The 11879-nt window shown below is 35.7% G+C and carries 7 protein-coding genes, 5 pseudogenes and 1 riboswitch; of the genes and pseudogenes, 2 read left to right on the plus strand and 10 right to left on the minus strand.

Annotated features, from left to right (window positions below; genetic code table 11):
* Positions 1–156: 156 nt before the first annotated feature.
* From MKY09_RS11800 to MKY09_RS11830, 7 genes and pseudogenes are all read right to left on the minus strand, one after another.
* Positions 157–618 (minus strand): annotated as a pseudogene (locus MKY09_RS11800) (hypothetical protein); the annotation flags it as partial.
* Positions 619–805: 187 nt separating this feature from the next.
* Positions 806–1267: pseudogene (locus MKY09_RS11805) on the minus strand (hypothetical protein); the annotation flags it as partial.
* A 187-nt stretch (positions 1268–1454) separates the two neighbouring features.
* Positions 1455–1916, minus strand: a pseudogene (locus MKY09_RS11810) (hypothetical protein); the annotation flags it as partial.
* Positions 1917–2103: 187 nt separating this feature from the next.
* A pseudogene (locus MKY09_RS11815) lies at positions 2104–2565 on the minus strand (hypothetical protein); the annotation flags it as partial.
* 184 nt (positions 2566–2749) lie between these two features.
* A pseudogene (locus tag MKY09_RS11820) lies at positions 2750–3247 on the minus strand (hypothetical protein); the annotation flags it as partial.
* Between the two features lie 327 nt (positions 3248–3574).
* Positions 3575–4144 carry a hypothetical protein gene (locus tag MKY09_RS11825; protein ID WP_342566740.1) on the minus strand — a complete coding sequence of 190 codons (570 nt, stop codon included), beginning with the start codon at positions 4142–4144 and terminating at the stop codon, positions 3575–3577.
* 229 nt (positions 4145–4373) lie between these two features.
* A complete protein-coding gene (locus tag MKY09_RS11830) occupies positions 4374–5669 on the minus strand; it encodes an NCS2 family permease (protein ID WP_342566741.1) in 1296 nt (431 codons plus the stop codon).
* Between the two features lie 154 nt (positions 5670–5823).
* A riboswitch (purine riboswitch) is annotated at positions 5824–5925 on the minus strand.
* A gap of 489 nt (positions 5926–6414) precedes the next feature.
* Here MKY09_RS11830 and MKY09_RS11835 point away from each other — a divergent pair.
* On the plus strand, positions 6415–7536 hold the full coding sequence (locus MKY09_RS11835; RefSeq protein WP_342560572.1) for an ABC transporter permease: 1122 nt from the start codon (positions 6415–6417) through the stop codon (positions 7534–7536).
* Positions 7537–8214: an ABC transporter ATP-binding protein gene (locus tag MKY09_RS11840; RefSeq protein ID WP_342566742.1), complete on the plus strand. Its 678-nt coding sequence runs from the start codon at positions 7537–7539 to the stop codon at positions 8212–8214. It begins immediately after the preceding gene.
* A 241-nt stretch (positions 8215–8455) separates the two neighbouring features.
* Here MKY09_RS11840 and MKY09_RS11845 read toward each other — a convergent pair whose 3' ends face one another.
* Genes MKY09_RS11845 through MKY09_RS11855 form a run of 3 tightly spaced genes read right to left on the minus strand, consistent with a single transcriptional unit; the run spans position 8456 to position 11854 of the window.
* Positions 8456–9895, minus strand: coding sequence for a glycoside hydrolase family 1 protein (locus MKY09_RS11845; protein ID WP_251556776.1), 1440 nt, complete (start codon positions 9893–9895; stop codon positions 8456–8458).
* Between the two features lie 17 nt (positions 9896–9912).
* Positions 9913–10821 carry an ROK family protein gene (locus MKY09_RS11850; RefSeq protein WP_342560571.1) on the minus strand — a complete coding sequence of 303 codons (909 nt, stop codon included), beginning with the start codon at positions 10819–10821 and terminating at the stop codon, positions 9913–9915.
* A 4-nt stretch (positions 10822–10825) separates the two neighbouring features.
* Positions 10826–11854 carry a LacI family DNA-binding transcriptional regulator gene (locus MKY09_RS11855; RefSeq protein ID WP_342566743.1) on the minus strand — a complete coding sequence of 343 codons (1029 nt, stop codon included), beginning with the start codon at positions 11852–11854 and terminating at the stop codon, positions 10826–10828.
* Positions 11855–11879 lie beyond the last annotated feature (25 nt).

Genomic DNA, 11879 nt, shown 5'->3' on the forward strand with positions numbered 1-11879 from the left:
TTCGTTAACCTAATAGTAATATAGTATATGTATAGTTTTGTTCACCGTCAACTGTTTTTGAACAAAAAAATAACCCCACACAATCATTGATGTGAAAGGTTTTTAGATAATATATAGTAAGATTTTTAAGTTTTGTTCAAAAAGTGTCCTATACGCCCCAAGCGAGTCAGCTATAACATGCCCTTCATCAAGGTATTTACTTTCTACACCGGGAACTTTTGCTTCATCTTTGCAGTATCTTCCTGATGATGTGACAGGTTCAGTACGGTCATCTTGTAAAATGATTTCGTCAGCAACCACTTTAATCAGTTGACCATGTTCATTTGTAAATGCCCAATATTCTCGATCACCAAAACCAATGTCTACCACAACATTTGCTTCACGATCTCCAGATAAATCACAAGCATCCACTTCGATTAATTTGTAGCCTTTGAACAGTTCATCTTTTGATTGAGTTGATGTATCTTCTACTACTGGTTCATCAACAGTTGTATTAACCGTTGTTACTTCTTGTGAATCTGTTTTTTCCTCAGTATTCGAAACATCTTCTATGTTTGTACAACCAACCATAAAGATGGTCATTAAAGGTACGATTAAATAATTCATTTTCTTTTTCATTTTAAGACTCCTATAATACTTATTTTAAATTTTCGTTAACCTAATAGTAATATAGTATATGTATAGTTTTGTTCACCGTCAACTGTTTTTGAACAAAAAAATAACCCCACACAATCATTGATGTGAAAGGTTTTTAGATAATATATAGTAAGATTTTTAAGTTTTGTTCAAAAAGTGTCCTATACGCCCCAAGCGAGTCAGCTATAACATGCCCTTCATCAAGGTATTTACTTTCTACACCGGGAACTTTTGCTTCATCTTTGCAGTATCTTCCTGATGATGTGACAGGTTCAGTACGGTCATCTTGTAAAATGATTTCGTCAGCAACCACTTTAATCAGTTGACCATGTTCATTTGTAAATGCCCAATATTCTCGATCACCAAAACCAATGTCTACCACAACATTTGCTTCACGATCTCCAGATAAATCACAAGCATCCACTTCGATTAATTTGTAGCCTTTGAACAGTTCATCTTTTGATTGAGTTGATGTATCTTCTACTACTGGTTCATCAACAGTTGTATTAACCGTTGTTACTTCTTGTGAATCTGTTTTTTCCTCAGTATTCGAAACATCTTCTATGTTTGTACAACCAACCATAAAGATGGTCATTAAAGGTACGATTAAATAATTCATTTTCTTTTTCATTTTAAGACTCCTATAATACTTATTTTAAATTTTCGTTAACCTAATAGTAATATAGTATATGTATAGTTTTGTTCACCGTCAACTGTTTTTGAACAAAAAAATAACCCCACACAATCATTGATGTGAAAGGTTTTTAGATAATATATAGTAAGATTTTTAAGTTTTGTTCAAAAAGTGTCCTATACGCCCCAAGCGAGTCAGCTATAACATGCCCTTCATCAAGGTATTTACTTTCTACACCGGGAACTTTTGCTTCATCTTTGCAGTATCTTCCTGATGATGTGACAGGTTCAGTACGGTCATCTTGTAAAATGATTTCGTCAGCAACCACTTTAATCAGTTGACCATGTTCATTTGTAAATGCCCAATATTCTCGATCACCAAAACCAATGTCTACCACAACATTTGCTTCACGATCTCCAGATAAATCACAAGCATCCACTTCGATTAATTTGTAGCCTTTGAACAGTTCATCTTTTGATTGAGTTGATGTATCTTCTACTACTGGTTCATCAACAGTTGTATTAACCGTTGTTACTTCTTGTGAATCTGTTTTTTCCTCAGTATTCGAAACATCTTCTATGTTTGTACAACCAACCATAAAGATGGTCATTAAAGGTACGATTAAATAATTCATTTTCTTTTTCATTTTAAGACTCCTATAATACTTATTTTAAATTTTCGTTAACCTAATAGTAATATAGTATATGTATAGTTTTGTTCACCGTCAACTGTTTTTGAACAAAAAAATAACCCCACACAATCATTGATGTGAAAGGTTTTTAGATAATATATAGTAAGATTTTTAAGTTTTGTTCAAAAAGTGTCCTATACGCCCCAAGCGAGTCAGCTATAACATGCCCTTCATCAAGGTATTTACTTTCTACACCGGGAACTTTTGCTTCATCTTTGCAGTATCTTCCTGATGATGTGACAGGTTCAGTACGGTCATCTTGTAAAATGATTTCGTCAGCAACCACTTTAATCAGTTGACCATGTTCATTTGTAAATGCCCAATATTCTCGATCACCAAAACCAATGTCTACCACAACATTTGCTTCACGATCTCCAGATAAATCACAAGCATCCACTTCGATTAATTTGTAGCCTTTGAACAGTTCATCTTTTGATTGAGTTGATGTATCTTCTACTACTGGTTCATCAACAGTTGTATTAACCGTTGTTACTTCTTGTGAATCTGTTTTTTCCTCAGTATTCGAAACATCTTCTATGTTTGTACAACCAACCATAAAGATGGTCATTAAAGGTACGATTAAATAATTCATTTTCTTTTTCATTTTAAGACTCCTATAATACTTATTTTAAATTTTCGTTAACCTAATAGTAATATAGTATATGTATAGTTTTGTTCACCGTCAACTGTTTTTGAACAAAAAAATAACCCCACACAATCATTGATGTGAAAGGTTTTTAGATAATATATAGTAAGATTTTTAAGTTTTGTTCAAAAAGTGTCCTATACCCTCCGAGAGAATCCGCAATGATATGTCCTTCATCTAAAAAGTCACTTTCGACACCTGGCACCTTAGCCTCATCAGAGTAGTATCTCCCAGACGATAATACCGGCTCGGTACTGTCATCTTGTAGATTGATCTCTTCCGCAATGACACGTACTAGCTGCCCGTGTTCATTCGTAAATGCCCAATATTCACGTTCCCCGTAACCAATGTCAACGACCACGTTAGATTCACGATATCCGGACAAATCACCCCCATCAACTTCGATAAGTTTGTACCCTGAGAATAGATCCTCATTTGGTTGTGTTGATATTTCTTCAATTACCGGTTCAGCCACAATTGTAGGGTTAGCTTCTTCTTTTTCAGTATTTAAATTTGATTCTGTGGGTATGTCTTGAGGAATTGTTTCTACATCTGAAATGGCTGCGTCTTCTACGTCGGTACAAGCAACCATTAAGATGGCCGTTAAAAGTATAATTAAATATTTCATTTTCTTTTTCATTTTAGGACTCTCCTATAATAGTTTCATATTGTTCATTCTAAAATTTCAGAACTAGTATAGACTAACATTATTGTTAGCTTATTGATAATAGTAAATTTTAAGATTTACTGTATTTCAGCAGATAGTTTGTCTGAAATGTGCAGGTGCCCATAAGTGAAACAATTTTTTACTAGGTTCGTAGTGGGTTTTCGGTGTTTGAAGAATAGTACGACATACAACATGAAAGAGCTTCTTACTCAATAAGGTAAGAAACTCTTTCATGTAAGTATATTTTTCTTAGGTTTGTTTTATTCCATTGCTTGTGGCAAGCTATCACATAATTTATTATCATAACGTACGGAGCCGTAGCTCATAAAAATACTGCACAATTGGGTGTTTTAACTTCATCTTCTCGGACATGTTTAAAATTCGTTTTTTGCCAAGTCGTCTGTCTACCAAAGCTAGAACATTCAATAATATATCATTACTCTCTATGCTTTCCTCTATAGAAGTGGATAAAAACTGATTAGCTACAACTACAAAATTTGATTTGCTTAATGATGACTGAGCTGACAAAAGCTCCTTAGCATATTCTGATAATTTTCTACTCCTTGCAATTACTTGTAGACGATCATCCGGAATCATACCATTGCTTTCTTTTCTTACCGCTTCTATTTCCTCACTGCTGATAGGAATTTGGATATTGGCATCATTCTTAATTTCCTGCTCAGTTAGATACCATTTAATTAAAATTGTTTTATCACTCATATTCAGCACATTCTTTTTATCTACCGTAATAAAACAAGTTCCTGATTTGTCAGGTAAATAACGGTAGCTACTAGCACTGTATTCAACCCTTCCATATAATGCAGGGCAGAGATAACTCTCCAAGTTTTTCTTCAATTTGCTCCAGCTCATGTGATTCTCCTTAGTCTTTAAATCGTAAATATTTATCGAGGCATTAGTTTTAGTATTTATAATACAATAACATCTATCTTACTAAATACAAGGTTTAAGTGTAACTTTCCTAAGTATTTTATGAGATAAAAAAGACATAAATTAGCTGAACTAATCTATGTCTCTTATAGTTTACTCTCATTAATTTAATTACCCTAATACTGTATCTCACAGTCCTCTAATTCTCTTTCTATACGATAAAAGCAAAGTATAAAATGAATAACAAGCAAAGTACATACATAATTGGATGAACTTCTTTATAACGCTTCTGTGCTACTAAACAAATTGGATAAAGAACAAAACCTAATCCAATTCCGATTGCCACACTTGAAGAAAGAGGCATCATAATTATTGTTAAAAACGAGGGAATGACAATTTCTAACTTAGTCCAGTTAATTTTACTGATTTCCATGGCCATTAATGCACCTACAATGATTAATGCAGCTGCTGTTACCTCGACTGTAATAACGGCCACCAGTGGAGAAAAGAATAAGGCAATTACAAAACAAGCTGCAATCACGACAGACGTAAAGCCCGTTCTTCCCCCAACAGCTATACCAGCGGAAGATTCCACACTCGTAGCAGGCGTTGATGTACCTAAAATAGCACCAATTGCACCAGCAGCAGAATCAGCAATCAAACCTTTTCCGATATTTGGAATCGTATTACCCTTCATCATTCCTGCTTGACTAGTAAGTGCAATAAGTGCACCAGCTGTATCAAAAAAGGCAACGATTAAAAACGTGAAAATAACAGTCAGTATCTCTGGTGTAAAAATCTCATCTAAATGATAAAATACAACACCAAATGTTGGCTCAATGCTCGGTATACTTCCAACGATCGATGACGGAACTTTAATTAACCCAAAAATCATCCCAATAATTGTTGTAATGACCATTCCGTAGAAAATACCGCCCTTAATTCCACGAACTAACATAACGATCGTAAGGATTAGGCCAATAATTGCTAGTACGGTCATCGGTGAAGTTAAATCTCCGATGGAAACAAATGTATCTGGATTGCCAGTAATAATTCCTCCATTTTTCAGCCCAATAAATGTGATAAAGAAACCAATTCCAGAAGCTATTGCATATTTTAAATCCAGTGGAATGATATTGATGATCTTCTCTCGGATTTTCATTAAACTTAATAGCATAAAAATGATACCTGCAACAAAGACACCAGTCAAAGCAACTTGCCATTCAATTCCCATTCCAATACAGACAGAAAAAGTGAAAAATGAATTCAATCCCATACTCGGTGCAATTGCGATTGGATAGTTGGCAAGTAAACCAATAAGTAGTGTTCCGATGATTGCAGTAAGAGCAGTTGCTGTGAATACAGCTCCACTATCCATGCCAGATTGGCTTAGAATAATTGGATTTACGACTAATATGTAAGCGATAGATAGGAAGGTCGTTATCCCTGCGAGTGATTCCTGCTTATAGGAAGTGTTCCGTTCTGTGAATTTAAAAAAGTTTCTCATGTTGTAATCTCCTATTTCCTATAATTAAAGATTGAAAGGGAATGACTCAGAAGTTAGTTTTCCAACCAATTCATTTTATTATCCATTTGATAAAAAAAAGCTTTGACCACTATTAGGTCAAAGCTTTTCTACAAAAAAATGGAATAAAAAATATCATTAATTTCCCATTCCTTGTAGACAAGCTATTTACTGGTAGCTAGTAGAAACTTTCAAGCCGTATTCTTGAAATTATACAAGGTATATCTATTCTTTTAAAAACATTAGGAGAATAATAACAAGATTAATTTAAATGGTCAATAGAATATATTGGGAATTATTTTCACCGCAAAAAATGTAAAAAGATTTAAAATAGTAAAAAGATTAATGGGGTGCAATACTTAGTGAACAACAAACCGCTAGTCTGGTCTCCAGGATATAAGTAAATTACACTTTCACATCAAAATAATATTAATATAACGAATTAATACTATTAAAATATATCTTTTATACAAAAAACAACCGAAAAAATTTTTAAAAAGTTTAGCTAAAGTTCATATTAGTGATTTATACTGTAAATTGAGGCGTATAGGAGGGACATATTATTCAACCTCAAAAAAGCTATATTTATTTTTTTTGCAAACTTTTGTTATTTTAATATAGTTTTATTGGATTGAGTTAATGTGTTTTCTTATGATCTGTTCTTCAAGTAGTCAGAACCATAGAGAAATCTATCGTCAAATAACATATATAAGAGGAGGAACATAGAATGTTTTTAGCACTAAAAGAAATGAAACATTCCAAAACACGTTTTGCAATGATTGGCACAATCATTATGCTAATTGCATGGCTTGTTTTTATTTTATCGGGCTTAGGTAATGGATTATCCACTTTAGCTGCTGCAACGATGAAAAATATCGATGGAGATCTTTTCATATATGAAGAGGGCTCTGAGGGAACGATGATGAAAACGAAGGTGTCTGGAGCAATCGCAGAAGACATTGAGGGTAAATACGGTGTTAAGGAAGCTGCAAAATTTGGACAATCTACAATTATTATTCAAAATGAAGCTACTTCCAACACTAAAGAAAAACATGATGTTGCCTTTATCGGGGTTGATCCTGGCAAATTTATCGAACCAAAAGTTGTAGAAGGTAAGCAATTAGATCCAAATGATCCATTCGGTGTACTAATTGATGAATCTCTACAGAAAAAAGGATATGAAATTGGCGATACGATTGTAGTAACTAGTTCAGACATCAAATTAAACATAGTAGGATTTACAACTGGCGAAACATTTAACCATTTACCTACAGTCTTTGTTGATGTTGCAACTTGGCAATCTTATGCCTTTGCAGCACCTGGTTCAAATAATGGTCTAGAAGATCCTGTAACGATGATTGTTTTACAAGGAACTTCAATCGAAGCTGACCAGATCGCTAAAGACTATGACTTAATTGAAACGTTCACGAAATCAGAAGCGGTAATGGGAATGCCTGGTTATAAAGAAGAAAGTGCCACTATTTACATGATGCTTGCCTTCTTATTTGCCATCTCTGCAGTTATTATTGCCGTATTCTTCTATGTATTCATTTTACAAAAAACGCAGCAGTTCGGTGTTATGAAAGCAATTGGTGCTTCAAACCGATTTATTAAAAATTCAATCATCACACAAGTATTTGTTTTATCGTTAGTTAGCATTATCGCGGGTATCGGATTGACTTATTTGACAGCATTAGTCTTCCCAGAAGACATGCCATTCAACTTAGATTTTAATATGGTATTGATCTATGGAGTAGTTCTTTTAATTGTTTCTGTTTTAGGTTCCGTTATTTCCGCACGTCAAGTAACGAAAATCGATCCATTAACAGCGATTGGGAGAGTGGAATAAATGACAGGTTTAGTATTAAACAATGTAACAAAATCATTTAAAGAAGGCGATTCAACTGTTGACGCTTTAAAAAATGTTTCGTTAACAGTTGCACCTGGTGACTTCATCGCCATTATCGGCCCTTCTGGTTCAGGGAAAAGTACATTATTATCTATTGCCGGTGCTCTACTTCAGCCTACTAAAGGGGAAGTATTAGTAGGTGGTACAAACGTTGGTAACATGAAAGAAAAAGATCTTTCAGCATTCCGCCTAACGGATATAGGTTTCGTCTTACAAACATCGAACTTAATTCCGTATTTAAACGTGCTCGATCAGTTGCTACTTGTTTGTAAAATGAAAGGAAAGGTAACTCCAGCAGAAAAAGCATTTGCTAAAGAGTTGCTAAACGACCTAGGATTAGGTTCAAAATTATCCAAGTTTCCAAACGAATTATCTGGTGGGGAACGCCAACGTGTAGCAATTGCCCGCTCGTTTGTTAACAACTCAAACATCATCCTGGCAGATGAACCGACAGCGAGCTTAGACTCTAACCGCGCATTTGAAGTAGTAAAACAAATTCGCAAAGAGGTCAAAGAACGTAATAAGGCTGCTGTAATGGTAACGCATGATGAGCGTATGCTAGAGTTTTGTGACAAAGTGTACCGTATGGAAGATGGCGTGTTAACACTAGAAGGTTAAATTTTAGTTTATAACTAATCTCTATGTAGTAGATTCATTGACTATAAAGAGATTCTCTATACAGCTAATTGGCTGGCTTAAGTTCTGTGTGATGGAACTTAAGCCAGTTTTTTGTTTCAAGTAAACTATATGCTTCTGCTGTACGCCATATAAAACACCCCGAAAATGTTAGTTTCAAGTCTAACATTTACGGGGTGTTTCAAAATAAACGGACTTTGCTTAATCTTAAGAACTCTTCATACTACAAGTTGGTTCCATTCGATTCGATGACTTTCTTGTACCAATAATAGCTATTCTTCTTAATGCGCTTTAAATCATGTTCTCCCTCTTCATGCTGATTTACATAAACTAACCCGTAACGTTTTTGGAAGCCGTTTAGCCAACTTAACAAATCTGTGAAGGACCAAATGCAATAACCTAGAACATCGGAGCCATCGGAAACTGCCTCCTGAATGGCAATAATATGAGAACGCAAATATTCAATCCGATAATCATCTTGAATCACTTCTTCCGCTTCTACCTTATCGTATTCTCCTAACCCATTTTCACTTATCAGAATAGGAAGACCATAACGATTAGTCATTCTACGTAGGGCAATTCTCAGCCCTTCCGGATCAATATTCCAATCCCAGTTAGTGCGTTCTAAGTTTGGATTGGCAATTGTTTTATATAATCCCGGTATGCCAGTATCTTTCGACGTTCCTTTTTCACCAGTGGTATTCATTTCCGATGATCCAACACCGCCTACTAAAGGGTTTTCTTCAAAAGTTGTTGTTTGATAGTAATTTAAACCAATAAAGTCTGGCTTACCTTCTTTTAATAACTCAAGATCCCCTTCTTCAATAGTGGGAGAGAGCCCTTTTTTCTCTAAGTAATTCCATGCTACCTCTGGATACCTACCCCATATATATGTATCCATCCACCAATGACTATTTAGCTCCTCGGCATTTTCAGCAGCTATAATATCCTTTGGGCTAGAAGACGCGGCATAAGCTGGTGAGTAGGCAAAGCTTGGACCGATTTTCCCCTCGGGAACATATTTATGAAATTCTTTGATCACACTAGCATTTGCTAAGTTTGCATGGTGATTGACTTGATAAAATAGTTTTTCATCATTCATACCTGGAGGATGTGTCCCCATTTGGTATCCGTGGCTTGTAAATATATTCTGCTCATTTAAGCTAACCCAATATTTCACTCGGTCACCAAAGTGTTTAAATAATTCTATACTGTAATTCGTAAAGTCCTCAATAATCCTCCTAGACTCCCAGCCTCCGTACTCATCCTGAAGGGCCTGTGGCAAATCCCAATGATACAATGTCAAAATCGGCTCTATGTTATTAACCTTTAATTCATTAATTAATTGATTATAAAACTCCAAGCCCTTTTGATTAACTTCTCCTCTGCCTTTTGGAAAAATACGTGTCCAAGCAACAGAAAATCGATAGGTTTTCATTCCCATTTCTGCCATCAAGCGAACATCTTCCTTATAACGATGGTAGTGATCTACTGCCACATCACCGTTTGTTCCTTTAAATGTCTTACCAGGTATACGAACAAACATATCCCAGTTTGAAACACCTTTTCCATCCTCATTCCAAGCACCCTCCACTTGATAGGCTGCAGATGCTGCTCCCCATAAGAAATTCTTCGGAAACGGTTTAAGCGTTTGATGTATCATCGATTTCACCCTCCTAGCTATTCTCCATGCATCGACTGTCTCTGTATGAAATGATACAAAGCTCCGATTAAATTAGAATCATTTCCAAACTGACATCTTTCTACTTGAATAGTTAAACTATCCTTATCATGTTTCATTTGATTTAAGGTTTCATTGATTTGTTCAATGAAACCCTCTCGCGTGCTGATGGCTCCACCTATCAAGATTTTTTCTGGGTCAATTACATACTGTAAATTATAAATTCCTACTGCTAATCGTTTCACAAATTTTTCTATTTCATTTTGTATCTCTTTGTTACCGTCTTCAGCCAATTCATACACTTTTTCACCTGTAAGGGCATTCGGTTCCATTCCTTCGCGTATTGCCACTTGGTTTATCAATCCACCAGTTGCAGCTAAAGTACTCCACGTTTTCCCTATTGGTTCCTCTAAATAGTCCTCCATGATCATATAACCAAATTCTCCAGCAAAACGGTTCTTGCCATGTCTAATTTTTTTATCAAGAACTATAGCTCCTCCGATACCGGTCCCAATCACGATACATAGGTAATCCTTAATATCCTTTGCAGCACCGATCCATCCTTCTGCTAACCCCGCGCAATTAGCGTCATTTTCAATTTCAACCCGTATATGTGTCCGGTCCTGTAGAAGCTCCTTAATACTCGGTCCGTGGATATATGGAAGTGCTGTGACTCCCCCTATATATCCGGTCTCTACATTGACAGCACCAGGTACACTTATAGCTATTCCCTTTAGTTCGTATTTTTTTCGGAAATCCTTTACGATAGATTCCACCGTATCCACAAACAGCTTAAGACTAGCTTCAGGAGTGGGAGCAAATGACTTTTCAATAAACTCTCCTAAATCATTCATAAGGGCATATTTGATAGAAGAACCTCCAACATCAAAAACAGCATAGTAATTCACAAAATTACCTCCTATCAACCCTGTTCGTTCCGCACGACTCCCTTATCATCAACTCGGAGTCGATCAACACTGGCTTTAATTGTGTCTCTCCATTTATCAAATCATTTAACATATAAGCGGATAATTTCCCGAACTTTTCTTTATCCTGCTTTACTGTCGTAAGTTTTGGCTCACTATAACGACAAGCCACAATGTCATCACACCCGACAATTTGAATATCTTGCGGTACACTTAGCCCCTCTTCCTTTATCGCTCTTAAAGCACCTAAAGCCATCAGGTCAGATGTAGCAAAGACAGCTTCTGGATGCTCTTTACATTGCAGTATTTTTTTCATCGCCTCATATCCGCTTTCTTCATGAAAGTCACCATACTCAATCCACTCTTCGCGTAATTCTAGACCAAATTGATGCATAGCTTCATAGAAACCCTGTTTCCGATAACGAGAAATCGCAGAATCCCATTTCCCACCTATATAACCAATCTTTCTAACGGAATGTAGATAAAAAAATTCTACTACTTTTCTTGATAAATCCACATTATCTGTCATGATGTAGCTAGATTTCGGACCTTTTAACTCAATATCTATACCGATACATGGAATTCCTTCCTTCGCCACATCATAGATAGTCTCTTCCACTTCCTCACCGGCAATTACGATACAACCATCCACTTGAAAATGTCGACATCGTGCTAAATAGCTGCCTTGCCCCATTTGAAAGCGTTCATTGGAAAACATGATAATATCATAGCCTAGTAGACCTATATTCTTTTTAAATGCTGAAATAACCTCATTAAAATAAGGATGTGTCATTTCCACATTAATCTTTCCAGCATAGATCAGCCCAATAAGATTTGATCTTTTTGTTGCCAGAGTTCTTGCCGAAAAATTAGGTTCATACCCCTTTTGGTTAATGACATCCATCACTTGTTTCTTTGTTTTGTCACTAATGCCTTCATAGTTATTGATGACCTTTGAAACAGTGCCTGGGGAGACACCTGCCATTTGTGCGATATCTTTTATAGTTAAATTCATCTCTTATCCCTTCTATTACACGTTA

The sequence above is a fragment of the Psychrobacillus sp. FSL K6-4046 genome, from assembly GCF_038624605.1.
Taxonomy (GTDB): Bacteria; Bacillota; Bacilli; order Bacillales_A; family Planococcaceae; genus Psychrobacillus.